The following is a 15930-nucleotide window of genomic DNA, read 5'->3' as shown; positions in this document are numbered from 1 at the left end:
GACCCAGGTAGATCCACAGCTCGTCCTCTCCACGGGACCGGCGGGAGATGCGCCGAGCCGATCCAGAATGTCATTCTCTCAATTCAGAATCATATTATCGCGTCGAGCGCTTCTCACCACAAGTGCGCGAACTGGCCGCCCCCTCGGCCTCGAGGCCGCCCCACATGACCTCGCCAGAACGCCCTCGCCTCTCGCATGCGAGAGACCGGACGTATTTGTCTAGCGATTGGACTTGAAAACGTCTAGTAGTTAGACTTAAACTATGATCAGTGAACAACCCACTCGGATCGTGATCAAGACCCTCCGCAACGCTGGTTGGGCCTATAAACGAGACGCGAAGGGTAGTCACGAAATGTGGCAATGCCGCACCGGCAAGCACGACTTCTCTTTGCCTGCCGGGCATGATTCGATCCGTCCCGGGATCGTCCGCAAGATGCAGAAGGCGATCGCGGAGTGTGATTGCAAGGAGGCGGAATGAAATTCGAGGCACATGTCACCGGGCGTGAAGGCCGCTGGTGGGCGGTGGAGATTCCTGCCCTCGGCGAGGACGCCGTAACTCAGGCGCGTCGCCTCTCGGAGGTCGAAAGCGAAGCCCGTGACTACATCGCGGTCTCCGAAGATGTAGCGCCTTCCACCGTCGAGGTCGAGGTGATCATCGATGACATCGGGCAAGCCAAGGATGTTCAGGAACGCTCCGTATGGATTCGAGCGGCGCGAAAGCTCATCGAGCAACTCGAGGACGATGTACAACGCGAAACCCTGGCGTTGACTACCGAACTGGCCGCCGAGAATGTCCCGATGCGAGAGATTGCCCAACTGGTCGGAACAACCTTCCAGCGAGTCGGGCAACTCGCCAACGCCGGTGCTCACCAACCGACGCCTTCACTGTGGGCGATCACCGATCATGATCCCGATGTCCTCGAGCGGGCTCGAAGTGCGCTCATCGCGCTGTTCGAATCGGCCGGGCTCGCCGAATCCACCCCTCGATCGAGATGAGGCAGTCGGCCGCGGACAGGGCATCAGCCGTTCAGACCTAACGGCCTGTTCACCACTCCCGAGGAGCGATCAGTTCTTCGATGTCCGCGTCGCGAAAACCATAGGCGTTGGCCAGAAACCAGAAATCCTGACCGATTTCGTCACGAGCCACGGTCTCGATTTCACTGCCCGCCGCGTCGAACTCGGCCTCCAGCGCATTGAATTCCTCGGTGGCGGCGTGAGTGAGGAGGTACAGCGCGGACAGATCGGCGGGCTGCTCGGCTTCGATGCGTTCACAGAGACTCACCAGGATCGCTTCACCCCGGCGCACCACCTGATCGGGATAGTAATCGTCCTCGTAGAGAAGGCCGAGAAAGCGGTGCGCGAGCACCTGCTGATTACTGATCCCCATGACGGTCCGCCTTGTCTTCGATGTGGCCGCCCGATCATTTCACGCGCGATCCGAAATTCCGGAACCACGGACGGTGACGCACGCTGCCACCGTCCACCGCGGCAGGGAACTATCGACCGCCGCCGAAGATCAACTTCCCGAGGAATTGCCCGACCGCGGTACCGGAGCCACTCGCACTCCCGGAATTCGGTCCGTTCTTGTCACAGTCGCGCTCGGCGAACAGGCCGTCACCACCCCACTGGCAATACACCGGACTCGCCTGCTGTGGAACATCCGCCGCCGCAACCCCCGCAGTAGGCGAGAGCGCGACCATCGCGATCAACGCACCGAACACCCCGCGCACGACAAAATTCTTCATACTCACGAAAATCCTCCCGAACTGCCGACGACGCGGCAGCGAAACCGAAACTGGCTCAAGGGATTCTGCACGGCCGGACACTCCCGCGCAAATACGGGCACTAACGAATATGCGGATGTTGTTAAGTTGCTTCCGACGCAAGCCCTTTGCGTCGGAAAGAGATATCACACATGCAGCTCACGAAGTTCGTGGTGACGACCATCCTCACCGCGGCAGTCACGGCCATCGCCGGTGGAACCGCCAACGCCGAAGCGCCCGTGGCACAGGCGGCGCCCTTCTCCCTTCAGGGTGCCGATCACGGTGTGGCCTTCACTATTTCTCGGTCCTCCGATTCGGAAGACGTCACGGTGGCCCTGGACGGCGGCCGATTCACCGCGACCGACACCGGCTACACCGTCCTCGACGCAGCCGGTGCGCGGATCGGCGAAATCCCGTTCCGCGCCACCACCTCCGACGGCACCGTCGACCTCGCCGCCACCGTCGATCCGACCGGCACCCACCTCACCGCGAAGCCGATCGACGGATGGGTCTCGCAGCGTCAGGTCAACATACAGATGGGGGCGGGAATCGGCGGCACCGTCGGGTTCGTCATCGGGAGCTTCCTCGGCCTGTTCGGCCTGATCGGCATGGGCGTGCTCGCCTTCGTCACGATTCCGGTCGGCATGATCGCCGGCGGTCTCATCGGCGCCGGAATCGGCGGAGCCATCGGCGGATCCCTGCCCGCGTCCGACGAACTCAACCTCTGGCAGTACCACTGCGGCGGCCCTTACGACCCCCGCTGCTGATCGGTCGACTCGAAAATGGCGTCGCCCCGCAGTTCCTGCCGGGCGACGCCGTCGGGAGCGGATCTTCGCGATACGACGTTCCACCGGGCCGGTCAGAGCCGGTCGTCGCGGGTAACCCTGGTCAGTTTTCGTTCAGCAACTCGCCCCACCTGGTGACCGGCCGATGTGATCGGGAAGTACGCCGGCGAATTCGGCTGGACTGGTGACGGCTCGGTGACCGTCTACGCGGGTTCGGCAGGCTCGTCCTACAAGGCAATCAAGCGAAGCTCGTGCGGCAGCGCCGTATCGGAGTCGGTGGAGCGACGAAATCAGGGTGCGGTCCGATAGCGCGCTCTGGCAGCATGGCCGGGTGCCAGATCTGCTGTGGAACGAAGTCGAGAACTTCTTCGACCCCAACCTGATGGGTGACCTGCCGGATCTGTGGGTACCGGACGCCTCGGTCGAGGACTGGCAGGCAGTGTTCGACCTGGTCCAGTCCAATGGGTGGGTAGAGAGTTACCGGGAAGGTGACACCGTGCGACCGCTACCACCTGCTGCGGACGTGCTGCCGCGCCCGGTAGATGCGGAATACGTCACGCTGCGGGTCAGCCCTACCACCAGCGTGCATGTGATCTTCTGGCCGATGTCCGCCACGGAGATCGATTTCGATGTGAACCTTCGCGAGCTGCAAGGTCAGGCCGGAGTGGATACCCTGTGCGACTTCCTGTGCGCGATCGGCCGCCGACTGAGCAAGCCGGTATTCATGGGTGCCGAGGGCCAATACGGTTACCCAGCGCTTGGATTCGACCCCGCAGCCGATCGCGTAGTGCTATTGGCAGATCCAATAGATCGCTGATATGCCGGCTCGGTGATGAGTGGGCCGGGCGGTGTTTGTGGGTTGCAGGATCAGTCGAGACTTCCGGCACTACTACCTCGCTGCTGATCCGCCGAGGTGCCGACATCAAGGTGGTTCAGGCGCGCCTTCACCACGGCAGCGCGATCACGACTCTGCGATATTGCGTGCACCTGGAGCCCGATGACGAGACAACTCGTACGCTGTCGGGGCCGCGATCAAGGATTGGCCTAGTTCGACTGCGTACCGAAGCCGATCAGTAGGCCCATGCCGACGACGAAGACGACCCGAACGCACTGGTAGAAGCTGGTCAGTTCAATCCCGCGTAGCTGTGCAATCCGCTGATCACGATATTGATGATGAAAAGGTTGAACAGCATCGCGACGAAACCGGCCACATTGATCCACGCCGCTTTCGTATCGCGCCATCCACTGGTCGCGCGGGCGTGGAGGTAGGCGGCGTACAGCACCCAGGCGATGAAGGAGCAGGTTTCCTTCGGGTCCCAGCCCCAGAAGCGGCCCCAGGCGGCTTCGGCCCAGATGGCGCCGAGGATGACGCCCGCGCCGAAGAGGGGGAAGCCGATGATGGTGGTTTTGTAGGCGAGGCGGTCGAGCGTGCGGGCGTCGGGGAGACGTTTGGCGATGGTGCCGAGGATGTTGGCGGATTCCTGGCCTTCGGGCTGGCGGATGCGGTACAAGAACAGCAGGCTCGCGATGCCGGAGACGAGGAAGACGCCGCTGCCGACGCTGACGATGGTGACGTGCACCGGGAGCCAGAAGGACCGCAGGGCGGGGACGACGGGGGCGGCGTCGGCGTAGAGGACGGTGCCCGCCAGGAACATCAGGAGGATGACGGGGACGAGCAGGAACGCCCACATCGAGCGGTAGCGCTGTTCGCGCAGGAAGATGATGCCGACGACGGTGGCGGCGGCGGTCGCCATGGTGACGAATTCGTACATGTTGCCGAGCGGGAAGCGGTGGGTCGCGAAACCGCGCAACACGATCGAGAGCACCTGGAGCACGATGCCGACGACAAGGACCGAGAACGCCATATTGCCGAGGCGTTCGGACAGCGGTCGCGCGACGGGCTCTTCGATCTTGCCCGGGCCGGAGCCGGGGCCGCCGACCATCGCGAGTTCACGCTCGGCCACCTGGTTGGCGCGCGTGGTCGCGTACTGCCAGATCAGCAGTATCACCACGAGCGCGTACACGACGATCGCCGATTTGAAGGCGAAGTCGCTGTAGCGTGCGAGGTTTTCGTCGATCTGCATGGTCACTCTCCGGTCGGGTCGGCGTCGCGCGCCGGTTTCGGCTCGGTGCTCGACGCGGCAGTGTTCGTCGCGCCCGGTTCGGCAGGCTGCCCGGATTCCGGGGCCGTGCGCGCGGGTTCACCGCCGCGAAGTTCCGGCTCGTCGAGCAGACGCTCTCGCAGCTGTTCGAATTCACCGCCCCAACCGGCCTGATCGGTTCTGGCGAGCCCGCCCATCTCTACTACAGTACGTCGTTGACCAACCGTACCGGCTCCGTCCGCTTCGGGATAGACCCGGATCCAGACCCGCCGACGCTTCACCAGCAGCGAGACCAGCAGCCCCGCCATCATCGCCAGCGCGCTCACCAGCACCCATTTCTGGGCCGGGTCGTGCGAGACCTGGAGGTTCACGAATTCCTGTGCGCCGTCGAAGGTCACCTTCGCGCCGCTGGGCAGGGTGGTCGATTCGCCGGGACGCAGGTTGACCCTGGCCTCCTTGCTCAACCTGCCCTGTCGGATCTGTTCGGAGTCCAGCGCGAACAGCGATTGCGGCCTGCCGGTGTCGAGTCCGGTGTCGCCCCGGTAGATGTCGACCGCGACGGCGGGATCGTTCATCGCCGGATACGACGAGGTCAGCAGATTCCCGTGGAAGAACGCGGTCGGCGCGAACAGACCCTCGATGGCGATCTGGTTCTTGCGGCGTTCCTCCTCGGTCGCGTACATGCCGCCGGGCGGGTCGATGCGCAGCACGCCGCTGGACAGGAAGGTGCGGGCGTCGTCGGGACGCCACTGGATGGTCTCGGTGCGGGTCTGCCCGTTCGGGAAGGTGACGGTGAAGGTCGGCGCGAAACCGTGGCCTTGCAGGTAGAGGCGGTCACCGGCGACGCGAAGCGGATGGTTGACCCGGATATCGGTGGCACGCCAGGTGTCGGTCCGCAGATCCTCGCCCGCCTGGTATTCGATATTCGAGGTGAACATCTCGGCCTGACCGCTTTCCAGGTAGTCGGCCTCGAAATCCTTGACGCGCACACACAGCGGGGTCATGCCGGTGCCGTCGTTGACGTTGCCCGCCTTGAAGGAATCGAATACCGCGGGTGAGGTGGTGCAGAAACCCGGCCCGTTGTTGGCGATGACGATGACGCTGCCCTCGTAACCGAACAACTTGCCGACCGCGATGGCGATCAACAGTCCGACCAGCGCCAGGTGGAACACCAGATTGCCGAGTTCGCGGGTGTATCCCTTCTCGGCGGAGAGCGTGATCTCGCCCTCGCGCGCCCGCTCGCCGCCGGAGCGGATCTCGGTGCGCCATCCGCGCAGCCGGGTCCGCGACAGTTCGATGACCTGTTCGGGCGTGGCGTCGACGGTCTGTTCGTGATGCAGCGGCAGCCTGGCCAGATTGCGCGGCGTCGGCACCGGCGGGGTGCGCAGCGCGCGGTAGTGATCGAGGCAGCGCGGCAGGATGCAGCCGACGAGCGAGATGAACAGCAGCACGTAGACGGCGGTGAACCAGAAACTGGAGAACACGTCGAACAGTTCGAACCGGTCCATCCACGGCCCGAGCGTGGGACGGTCGGCGATGTACTGCTCGACCTTCTGGGTGTTCAGATTGCGTTGCGGCAGCAGCGCGCCCGGGATCGCGGCCAGCGCCAGCAGGAACAGCAGCACCAGCGCGGTGCGCATACTGGTCAGCCCGCGCCACGCGTTGCGCACCACCGCCCAGAGCCGACCCGGCAGGGACTGGCGCGGCGGCGGGGCCGACGCGGCGGTGGACGGCGTTTCGGTCATCGTCATATCGGCAGCGTCACCTCGGAGACGAACGCGTCGCGCACCCAGCCGACGAACTGATCCCACGCCCCCGTGACCAGCGCGACGCCGACCGCGACGAGCAGAATGCCCCCGATCACCTGGATGGTGCGGGAATTGCGGCGCAGCCAGCCGACACCGCGCAGCGCGGTGGCCGACCCGAATGCCAGGATCACGAACGGCAATCCGAGCCCGAGGCAGTAGGCGACGATGAGCGCGACGCCGCGCGCCGCGGTGGTGCCGTCGGTGCCGGCGGATACCGCCATGACACCGGAGAGTGTCGGGCCCAGGCACGGTGTCCAGCCGAGGGCGAAGACCGCGCCGAGCAAGGGCGCGCCGAGAATGCCGGTCAGCCTGCGCGGTTCCATCCTGGTGTCGCGCTGCAACGCGGGCACCAGCCCGATGAACACCAATCCCATGAGGATCGTGACCACGCCGCCGATGCGTTGCAGCAGTTCACGATTCATGTTCAGGGTCTGGATGACGCCGAAGACGGTGGCGGTGGCGAGCACGAACACCACGGTGAACCCCGCGACGAACAGCCCGGCCGCACCCGCGACCCGCATCCGCCCCGCCCTGATCTGTTCCTTGGACACCTCGGCCGCCGTTGCCGGGTCGTCGCTCGCCCGTTCGGCGACGGCGACCGAACCGCGCCGCGCACCGCTCGCCTGCGCGAGGGTCGCGGGCGGGGCCTCGGCACCGACAAGGCCCGCGAGATAGGACAGGTAGCCGGGTACGAGCGGCACCACGCACGGCGACGCGAACGACACGAGTCCGGCGAGGACGCACGCCCCCAGCGCGAGCAGCAGCGGGCCGGTGGCGGCGGTCTGCTGGAAGGAATCCCCCACACTCGCGAGCACCATCAGCACGACCTTCCCGCCGGAGCCTGCGAGCACCGCGCACGACTCGACCGCCCCACGGCGGCCTGCCCCGGGGCGATCACTGCGAAACCTCCGCCGCGACACGGGCTACCACCGGTTGCAGATCCTCGGCGAGCAGCGATTTCAGGAACACCGCCGCCACCCGGTGATCACGGTCGAGGACCAGCGTCGTCGGGATCACGCTGGTCGGGAAATTACCGCCGAGCGCGAGCAGTGTCCGCATGGACGGGTCGTAGATGGAGGGATAGCCGATCTTGTTGTCGGTCACGAAATCCTGGGCCTTGTCCCGCTGCGGATCGCGGACGTTGATGCCGAGGAATACGACGCCGCTGTCCTTGGTCGCCTCGTAGACCTGTTCGAGGGCGGGCGCTTCGGCCCGGCACGGACCGCACCACTGGCCCCACAGATTCAGCACGACCACCTTGCCCGGGAAGTCCTGGACCGACACGGTTTTGCCCTCGGTCATCAGATCCTCGCCGGACAGGCCGCCGATGGTGCCGCGCGAACTCGGCGGGTCGTACAGGATGGTGGTCTTGCCGCCCGGCGAGACGAATTCGAAGGTGCCGCCCGAAGCCACCGCGTCCGATCCGGTCGAGCAACCCGTCAGCGCGGCGACCAGCGCGACGCAGGCGAGCAGCACCGGACCGCCGCGCCGAACCGGAATTCGACGCGTCGGTGACAGATGTGCCGTGGCACGGCGTGACACATGTGCCGTGAAACGGCGTGACACAGCCGTCGTGGAACGGGCGGAACGAATCATGCGCCGTGTACCGACGGATCCGACCCGCCCGCGGGCTCGGAGTAGACGATGTCGACGAGGGTGTCGCCCTGGTATACGAGGGAGGTCAGCGAGGCCAGCGAGCACTGACGCTGACGCGGATCGTGCCAGAGCCGCTGCCCCTGGAGGAATCGGCGCAGGGTCCACACCGGCAGCTGATGCGAGACGAGCACGGCCTCGTGTCCGGCCGCCTCGACCCGTGCCTTGTTCACCGCGGCGAGCATGCGGTGGGCGATCTGTAGATACGGTTCGCCCCACGACGGGGTGAACGGGTCGCGCAGTTTCCACCAGTGCCTCGGCTTGCGCAGCGCGCCGTCGCCGACCGAAACACGCAGGCCCTCGAAGGTATTGCCCGCCTCGATCAGATTCTCGTCGGTGCGAACCACCAGACCGTGCTGCGAAGCGATCGGCTCCGCGGTCTCCTGGGCACGCTGCAACGGCGAGGCGATCACCACGCTGAGATCGTGATCGGACAGTGCCCGCGCGACCGCCCCCGCCTGCGCTCGGCCCGTCACCGACAGGCTGAACCCGGGCAGTCGGCCGTAGAGGATGCCTTTCGGGTTGTGCACTTCACCGTGCCGCAGCACATGCACGATCGTCTCCAGGCTCGCGTCGACCGGCTCCGGTTCGGATTCGACCTCCGGTTCGGTCGGGCGGGCGACGGTGGTCGTGGCGGAGGACACGGTGGGAACAGCGGAGACCGCAGTGGTCTCGGTGGGCTCGGTGGTCTCGAGTTCATCGACTCCGGCCGCTCGCGCGACAGCGTCGGCGACGTCGACGCCCTCGACCAGCGCGACGGCGGCGAGGGCCGCGGCCTCGGACACGGCCTCGTCGGACCGTGCTTCGGACTCGGCAGCAGCGGGAACGACGGACACGGTCTCGTCGGAAGCGGCACTTTCGGACTCCGCGGCGTCCGAAGCGGAGGCGACCGTGCTCGACTCGACGACAGCCGTGCCGACGCTTCCCTCCGAATCGGCGACAGTCGAATCCGCGGACTCGGACACGGTGCCGGTGGAATCACCGCCGGCCGGTGCGGCGGACTCGGCGGGTGTGCCCTCCACCCGTCGCTGTGGGTCGTCGGGCTGTTCGAGGTCGGAACTCACGCGCGGGATCCTTCGGGGGTGGCGGCCGCGGCCGCGTGTGCGGCGGCGGGCAGAGCGGCGGCGATACGGTCGAACGCGTCCTCGTCGAGCGCCGCCGAGACGAACCATGCCTCGAACGCGCTCGGCGGCGCGTACACCCCGGCGTCGAGCAGGGCGTGGAAGAAGGCGGGGAAACGCCAGGTCTCACTGGCCTTGGCGGCCGCGTAGTCGGTCACCGGGCGATCGGCGAAGAACACGCTCACCATATTGCCTGCGAACTGCACCTGATGCTCGACCCCGGCCGCGGTGAGCGCCTCGGTGAACAGCCCGCCGAGCCGATCCGCGTTGCGATCGAGCGCCGCGTAGACGGCGTCGTCGGCCGCGCGCAAGGTGGCAAGACCAGCGGCGACGGCGACGGGATTACCGGAGAGCGTGCCCGCCTGATAGACCGGGCCGAGCGGGGCCAGTTGATTCATGATCTCGGCGCGTCCGCCGAACGCGGCGGCGGGCAGGCCACCGCTCATGACCTTGCCGAACGTATAGAGATCGCCCGCGACGCCCTCGCGCCCGAACCAGCCCGCGCGGCCGACCCGGAAACCGGTCATCACCTCGTCCATGATCAGCAGCGCGCCGTGTTCGGCGGTGAGGGCGCGCAGGCCCTCGTTGAAACCGGGCAGCGGCGCGACCGCGCCCATATTGCCCGCCGCGGCCTCGGTGATCACACAGGCGATCTCACCGGGATTGGCGGCGAAGGTCTCGGCGACGGCCGTCAGGTCGTTGTAGGGCAGCACCAGGGTGTCGCCCGCCTGGGCGCCGGTGACGCCGGGCGAGGTCGGCAGGCCGAGTGTCGCGACACCGGAACCGGCGTCGGCCAGCAGCGCGTCGACGTGCCCGTGATAGCAACCGGAGAATTTGATGATCTTGGCGCGACCGGTGTAGCCGCGCGCCAGCCGGACCGCGCTCATGGTGGCCTCGGTGCCCGAGTTCACCAGCCGCACCCGCTCCACCGGATCGACCCGGCCGGCGATGACTTCGGCGAGTTCGATCTCGGCCTCGGTCGGCGCGCCGAACGACAGACCGCTGGTCGCCGCTCGCTGGACCGCTTCCACGACGGCGGGATGGGCGTGGCCGAGGATCATCGGACCCCACGAGCAGACGAGGTCGACGTACTCGTTGCCGTCGGCGTCGGTCAACGTGTATCCGTCGGCCGAGGCGATGAACCGGGGCGTGCCGCCCACCGATTTGAACGCTCGTACCGGCGAATTGACGCCGCCGGGGATAACCGAACTCGCCCGGTCGAAGAGCTGAGCGGAAATCGGTACAGCGGCCCTGGTCACGCGCGGAGAAGAACTCACGGCCTCCAGTGTCTCAGCCCGCGCGGGCGGGGTCGACGACAGGGTGTAGTGGAGTGACGCGCGCCGCACTTCCGATGATCGGCAACACGCCGATCCTTCGACGGCGATATCGGTCGCTGGAGGATTGCCGGTGCGTAATCTCGGGCGTTGTCGCATCCGCATCGGCCCAGGAGTCGCTTATATGAGGATCACCGTCATCAGGACTGTCACCCTCGCCGCGGTCAGCGCCGCGGCCGTCTGCTTCGGCGCCGCGACGGCGACCGCCGCGGTTCCGCTGGCCCAACCGGACCAGGGCCGGATCGGTGTGCAACTCAGCCACGGCGAGACCGAGGCGCTGGCGGGCGGCCCGATTCCCGCACTGGTCACCATGGTCGTGCCGCTGAACCGGATCGGCGCGGGCCTGCACAGCGACACCCAGATCTATCGCGACGCGAACGGCGGCGTGCACGCCTCGTTGCGGCAGGTCATCTCCGAGACGACAAACCATCCCGACGGTTCGATCACCCTGTACCTGAACGCGCCAGGCACCAGAGACGGTCGCGTATTCGACATCTATCAGAACTGGACGCAGTAGTGCGCGGCCGACCGCGGGCCGTTCGCCCGCGGTCGGCATCGGCACTACGCGTGTCGGTTTCTCAGGAGTACATGCACGGCACGTCGGCCGAGATGGTGTGCAGCTGGCACATGAAGTTGTTGTAGATGCCGGCCGAACCGGACTCGGGGAGCAGAACCTGCTCCGCGGCCGGGGCGTTCTCCAGCGGCAGCCCGCTCGGCGCCGCCGTCGCAGGACCGGCCGTGAGCCCGACCGCCGCCACCGCCGCCAGAGCCACGCCGAATTTCGCCACCAGAACTCTCACAGATAACACCTTCCATCGAAATATATTGGGCGACAGTCGATCACCGTGGTCGATGATGCTGCCGCTCGACAAGTCGGTGGCGGGGGCGCGTCCGTTACCGACACGCGTCCGCGACACGCCGTCGCGTGGAATGTCGGCAACGATGTCCCGTCGCTAGGTCACACCGACGCAGAAGAGGGCGGAGCCGGTCGAGAGCAGACAGGCCAGCGGGGCGGGTAGTACGCGGAGCGTTCCCGGCGGCACGGTGGGGAGCAGCCCTTGTCGCAGCGGACCGGAGGACGACGTGGGCTCGATGGTCGCGGCGGGTGTTTCGGGCGCCTGCGCCGTCGCGGTGGAACCACCGATAAGGCCGCCCGCCACGAGTGCCACGGCAATCGTCGTCGCGTAGGTTCTCGGCTTCATGCACTAGGCATGCCCGGGTCCGGGACAGCGAAACGGTATGCGGTGCGGGCGGTTCTGTGAAAGGTGGAACGGCGGATTCGTGGCACCGGCCACGACACTCAATCGAGCGCGGTCTGTCCTGTCGACCGCACGACGCGCGCCGCACCGTCTATCACGAGCAATCCGGCCACGCAGATCAAGAAGGCGGCGAGCACCAGCCACGGCGCCACATAGCGGGTCGAATCGAAGGCTGGCAGGTCGCCGATGGGCGCGAAGCTGGTCGTCACCACACCGTTGCCCCAGCTCAGGACCGCTCCGATCACGCAGAGCAGGGCGATCACCGCCTCGCCGAGAGCTGTACTCGTCGCTCGCCTCACGGTCGTCTCCCTTCTCGCCGAGTCGATTCCCGGACTCCTCGATCTTGCCCGACGGGTGGACTTTCGGCGAAGTTCCGGCTCGTGTCGACCTCTCCGGTATGCGGGCGAGTCCCGGATTCCCCGATTCTCCCGGCAGGTCGGTCACCCGTACTCCCGGCAGCCCGGAACCAGAGGATCTACCCGATTTCCCGACCATCTCGGACCCCTCCGATATCTCGGGCGAATCGGACTCCTCGGAGTTCTGGTGCACACCGGCACTCTCGAACGTCTCGGGTTCCCCGATACTCTCGGACCTCCCGGTCTTGGACCTCCCGGACTCCCCGATGCTCTCGGCTGTTCCGGGCTGCCCCAAGTTCTCGCGGTCTCAAGGCGACTGGGCGTTCTCGGAATTCGCCGGATCGCCCACCGAATCGGCGTCCTGGAGATCGACATGCCGACCGGACTTACACCAGCCCGTCGAAATCTCCAACCGTCTCGGTTTTCCCATGCGTCACGGGCTTCGCGACCGTCACGGACTCCCCGGCCGTCACGGACTCCCCGGCCGTCACGGACTCCCCGGCCGCCTCGGACTTGTTGGCCATCTCGAACTTCGCGGCCGTCACGGACTCCCCGAGCGCCTCGGACTCCCCGACCGTCACGGTTTCCCCGACCGTCTCGGTTTCCCCAAGCGTCTCGGTTTCCCCAAGCGTCTCGGTTTCCCCAATCGTCTCGGACTTCGCGGGAGTCTCCACCGACTCCCCATCACCGGACGACCGCGATGACACCGCAGACTCCAACGCCGCACGCAGCCCACGATGATCCCGCGCCCACGCCTGCACCAGACCGCCGTCGGCGAGCTTCAGACCGATCCCCGTCCGCCGCCGGGGCACGCCGGTCAATTCCCCGAGCGCCCGCGCCGATTCCCATTCCTCGTCGTCCCAGGAGTTGCGGTCGCGTTCGGGGAGCACTTCCGCGATCGAGCTCAGCGGGAGGGTTTCCGCGCCGTCGCGCAGGGCGGTATCGGTGAGTTCGACACTCACATGTCGTTGACCCGCGACCACCTGCAAGGCGACGAAACCCGCGACGAGGGCGCCGCAGAAGATCAGGGCGAACCAGTGCACGGGACTGGACGAGACGATTTCGACGATGAGCACGGTCGCGCAGAGCACGGGGCCGTAGGCGATGCTGCGCCGACGCGCGCCCGGCTCGAAGAACAGGACGGTGGCGTCTTGCGGTTCGGTCACCGTGTCGGGCCGATCACGCGGACGGAACCGTGGCGAATAGCGGGCAGGATCAGCCGACCACACCGGGCAGCAGCAACAGGGCGACGGTGAGGACACCGAACAGGATCAGCAGGCTCAGCACGAGCAGTTCTCGTCGAATGCTCTGTGGCTGTTGGATGACCACGCGCATCGATGCCTCCGATCTCCCGAAGCTTTCGGAAGGCGCTCTTACGCAAGGTAAGACGAACGCGCGACCGACAACTACCGGTTCCCATGTCCACTGTGACAACCCTCACCATACATGCCGCCCCGCCGCCGACAAACTTCGTGCCCGGTTGCCTGTTGTTTACCGACGGTTCACCAGGAAGTAAGCGGTCGAATCCCGACGATGACCCAGAAAAATCGCGCCGCCCGCGAGCACGCCCTGAACGATCGACGCACCGCCCGCGACCAGTGTCGCGACCCCGCCCACCGTGTCCAGAGTGAACAGCGTGCCGACGGCCATGAACACCAACCAGACACCGACGACGGTCAGCAGCGTCCGTGCCCACAATTTGCCCCGCCCGAACATGTACACGAACAAAATCCCGAGCCCGGTGATCACCAGGCCGACCAGCACCACCATGACGAAGACGACCAGAACCATCGCATCGGCGAAGGCCGGGGTGGTATTCGGATCGGTCTCGCGCAATTGCTCGAGTATCTGCTCGCCGAAATCCTGTCGTTGTCCGAGTGCCGCGATCATCGAGGCCGTGAGTTGCACGACACCGAATCCGATCACACCCCACCACAGTTGCCACGCGGTTCGGACGTCTTCGGGCATGGGCGGGCGTGGAGGCGGTCCGACACTCACCGGGTAGTGCATATTCGTCACGACAACCAGTGTGCTGCCTCGGCGGCCCAGTAGGTGAGCACGATGTCCGCGCCCGCGCGACGGATCCCCGTCAACGATTCCAGCACCGAGGCCCGGCGATCGATCCAGCCGCGTTCGGCGGCGGCCGTGATCATCGCGTACTCGCCCGAGATCTGATACGCCGCGACCGGCACCGTCGAGCGGTCTGCGACCTCGCGCAGGATGTCGAGATAGGACATGGCCGGTTTCACCATGACGATGTCGGCGCCCTCGGCGAGGTCGAGATGCAGTTCGCGCAGCGATTCGCGGCGGTTCGCCGGATCCTGCTGGTAGCTGCGGCGATCACCCTCCAGCGAGGAGGAGACCGCCTCGCGGAACGGGCCGTAGAAGGCCGAGGCGTATTTGGCCGCGTAGGCGAGGATCCCGGTATCGGTGTGCCCGACCGCGTCGAGGCCGCGCCGGATCGCGCCGACCTGACCGTCCATCATGCCGCTGGTGCCGAGCAGATCAGCGCCCGCCTCGGCCTGGGCCAGCGCCATGTCGACGTAGCGGTGCAGGGTGGCGTCGTTGTCGACCGCGCCGTCGGAGGCGACGACGCCGCAGTGCCCGTGATCGGTGAATTCGTCCAGACAGGTGTCGGCCATGATCACCGTCGACCCGCCGACCTCGTCGGCGAGCGCGCGCAGTCCCCGGTTCAGGATGCCGTCGGGATCGCTGGCCTTGCTGCCGGTCGCGTCCTTGTCCTCGGGCAGCGGAACACCGAAGAGCATGAGCCCGCCGACCCCGGCCGCGACCGCCTCGACCGCCGCTTTGCGCAGCGAATCCATCGAATGCTGCATCACCCCCGGCATCGAGCTGATCTCACGCGGTTCCTCGAGCCCGTCGGCGACGAACATCGGCAACACCAGATGCCGTGGGCGCAGGGTGGTTTCGGCCACGAGACGACGCAGCGCGGGGGTACGGCGCAACCGCCGCGGGCGGTCCAATCCGGTCATGAAATGGACGATACGCCTGCTCCGACGGGCTGTCGCGACCGCCCGGCGCGACCGCCGACAGGGACACCGAAAGCCTTCGCGGCCAGCCGTTTTCTGTCGGTGGGTGCGAGTAGAATCGAAGATGTGTTCGAGGGAATTCGCACAGATCTCGGATAATCGCAGATTCACACGACGCGGATTCCCGACCCGAGGGGAGGACGATCATGGCCGCCATCAGCCAGACCGCCAGCAGCCGGACCGCCGCACCGAATTCGAAGCTCATCGAGCCCTTCGTCCCACTGGAGAAGCGCCCGCTGCCCGCGGGCAGGCCACGCAAGTGGTACGTCACCCACAACCGCAGGCTCAAGGCCATGCGGCTCACCATCGCGATGCTCGATTCCGGCATCTACCTGCCGAATCAGGCGAGCAACGAGAAAATCAGGCGCACCGCCGATCTCATCGGAATCCGCCCGCCCTCCGACAGCACCTGCCGCCTGGTCCGCACCCTCCTGCGCTACAGCCGCTGAGACACCGCCGTTCGCGAGGATTCGCGACGGTCCGACGGCGGGCCGCGACGGCTCGCCGCTCCGGACAGGTTCGCGACCGTCCACGATGGATTCACACCCGCTCACGGCGATTCGCGACCACCACTCACCACCGCAGACAGCGGTCCTGCAACAAGTCGACCACCGCTCCCAACCGTCCACAACGGGTTTCGCGGCCGTCTCGCGTCCGAACCATCGAAACGCACCCACCACAGGCGCGAGCCCGACGAGC

At 66.5% G+C, this 15930-nt stretch carries 20 protein-coding genes; 6 read left to right on the top strand and 14 right to left on the bottom strand.

Translation table 11 applies throughout. From position 1 onward, the window contains the following. Positions 1-262 precede the first annotated feature (262 nt). Positions 263-478, top strand: a complete 216-nt coding sequence (locus tag JZ792_RS33635) for a type II toxin-antitoxin system HicA family toxin (protein WP_216916927.1) — start codon at positions 263-265, stop codon at positions 476-478. After that, positions 475-996 (top strand): hypothetical protein, encoded by a 522-nt coding sequence (locus tag JZ792_RS33630; RefSeq protein WP_216916926.1) that lies wholly within the window; start codon positions 475-477, stop codon positions 994-996. Before JZ792_RS33635 ends, JZ792_RS33630 begins: the two co-directional genes overlap by 4 nt. 49 nt (positions 997-1045) lie before the next feature. Here the strand turns inward: JZ792_RS33630 and JZ792_RS33625 are convergent, their stop codons facing one another. Next, a complete protein-coding gene (locus JZ792_RS33625) occupies positions 1046-1387 on the bottom strand; it encodes a DUF5713 family protein (RefSeq protein ID WP_216916925.1) in 342 nt (113 codons plus the stop codon). Positions 1388-1496: 109 nt separating this feature from the next. Beyond that, positions 1497-1745: a hypothetical protein gene (locus tag JZ792_RS33620; protein WP_216916924.1), complete on the bottom strand. Its 249-nt coding sequence runs from the start codon at positions 1743-1745 to the stop codon at positions 1497-1499. Between the two features lie 170 nt (positions 1746-1915). On the opposite strand from JZ792_RS33620, the gene JZ792_RS33615 reads away from it, so the two are divergent. Continuing rightward, entirely contained in the window at positions 1916-2530 is a 615-nt protein-coding gene (locus JZ792_RS33615; RefSeq protein WP_216916923.1) for a DUF8020 domain-containing protein, read from the top strand. A 349-nt stretch (positions 2531-2879) separates the two neighbouring features. Then, complete coding sequence (locus JZ792_RS33610) at positions 2880-3365, top strand: hypothetical protein (protein ID WP_216916922.1); 486 nt, start codon at positions 2880-2882, stop codon at positions 3363-3365. 307 nt (positions 3366-3672) lie between these two features. On the opposite strand, the gene ccsB is transcribed toward JZ792_RS33610, so the two are convergent. The 6 genes from ccsB to hemL form a co-directional block, all read right to left on the bottom strand. Then, positions 3673-4632, bottom strand: a complete 960-nt coding sequence (ccsB, locus tag JZ792_RS33605) for a c-type cytochrome biogenesis protein CcsB (RefSeq protein WP_216916921.1) — start codon at positions 4630-4632, stop codon at positions 3673-3675. A 2-nt stretch (positions 4633-4634) separates the two neighbouring features. Then, a complete protein-coding gene (gene resB, locus JZ792_RS33600) occupies positions 4635-6401 on the bottom strand; it encodes a cytochrome c biogenesis protein ResB (RefSeq protein WP_216916920.1) in 1767 nt (588 codons plus the stop codon). After that, complete coding sequence (locus JZ792_RS33595; RefSeq protein WP_216916933.1) at positions 6398-7276, bottom strand: cytochrome c biogenesis CcdA family protein; 879 nt, start codon at positions 7274-7276, stop codon at positions 6398-6400. The genes resB and JZ792_RS33595 overlap by 4 nt, the downstream gene beginning before the upstream one ends. Before the next feature lie 76 nt (positions 7277-7352). Next, entirely contained in the window at positions 7353-7934 is a 582-nt protein-coding gene (locus JZ792_RS33590; protein WP_308165561.1) for a TlpA disulfide reductase family protein, read from the bottom strand. A gap of 116 nt (positions 7935-8050) precedes the next feature. Further along, a complete protein-coding gene (locus JZ792_RS33585) occupies positions 8051-8677 on the bottom strand; it encodes a histidine phosphatase family protein (protein ID WP_216916932.1) in 627 nt (208 codons plus the stop codon). Positions 8678-9171: 494 nt separating this feature from the next. After that, entirely contained in the window at positions 9172-10509 is a 1338-nt protein-coding gene (gene hemL / locus JZ792_RS33580; protein ID WP_216916918.1) for a glutamate-1-semialdehyde 2,1-aminomutase, read from the bottom strand. A 181-nt stretch (positions 10510-10690) separates the two neighbouring features. On the opposite strand from hemL, the gene JZ792_RS33575 reads away from it, so the two are divergent. Beyond that, positions 10691-11083 carry a hypothetical protein gene (locus JZ792_RS33575; RefSeq protein WP_216916917.1) on the top strand — a complete coding sequence of 131 codons (393 nt, stop codon included), beginning with the start codon at positions 10691-10693 and terminating at the stop codon, positions 11081-11083. Between the two features lie 61 nt (positions 11084-11144). On the opposite strand, the gene JZ792_RS33570 is transcribed toward JZ792_RS33575, so the two are convergent. The 6 genes from JZ792_RS33570 to hemB all read right to left on the bottom strand — a co-directional run bounded on the left by JZ792_RS33570 (position 11145) and on the right by hemB (position 15174). Then, positions 11145-11366, bottom strand: coding sequence for a hypothetical protein (locus JZ792_RS33570; protein ID WP_216916916.1), 222 nt, complete (start codon positions 11364-11366; stop codon positions 11145-11147). Positions 11367-11519: 153 nt separating this feature from the next. Beyond that, positions 11520-11768 (bottom strand): hypothetical protein, encoded by a 249-nt coding sequence (locus JZ792_RS33565; protein ID WP_216916915.1) that lies wholly within the window; start codon positions 11766-11768, stop codon positions 11520-11522. Positions 11769-11866: 98 nt separating this feature from the next. Further along, entirely contained in the window at positions 11867-12124 is a 258-nt protein-coding gene (locus JZ792_RS33560) for a hypothetical protein (RefSeq protein WP_216916914.1), read from the bottom strand. Between the two features lie 443 nt (positions 12125-12567). After that, positions 12568-13347, bottom strand: coding sequence for a transport-regulating membrane protein Mce1N (gene mce1N, locus JZ792_RS43115; protein ID WP_308165560.1), 780 nt, complete (start codon positions 13345-13347; stop codon positions 12568-12570). 325 nt (positions 13348-13672) lie between these two features. Then, entirely contained in the window at positions 13673-14191 is a 519-nt protein-coding gene (locus JZ792_RS33550; protein WP_254190717.1) for a hypothetical protein, read from the bottom strand. 5 nt (positions 14192-14196) lie between these two features. Continuing rightward, positions 14197-15174 (bottom strand): porphobilinogen synthase, encoded by a 978-nt coding sequence (gene hemB / locus JZ792_RS33545; RefSeq protein WP_216916913.1) that lies wholly within the window; start codon positions 15172-15174, stop codon positions 14197-14199. Between the two features lie 203 nt (positions 15175-15377). Here hemB and JZ792_RS33540 point away from each other — a divergent pair, with 203 nt between their 5' ends. Continuing rightward, complete coding sequence (locus tag JZ792_RS33540; RefSeq protein ID WP_254190714.1) at positions 15378-15680, top strand: hypothetical protein; 303 nt, start codon at positions 15378-15380, stop codon at positions 15678-15680. Positions 15681-15930: the final 250 nt, after the last annotated feature.

Source organism: Nocardia noduli (genome assembly GCF_019038455.1).
Taxonomy (GTDB): domain Bacteria; phylum Actinomycetota; class Actinomycetes; order Mycobacteriales; family Mycobacteriaceae; genus Nocardia; species Nocardia noduli.
Note: the sequence above shows the minus strand (reverse complement) of the source record. Positions and strands in the feature narration are given on the sequence as shown.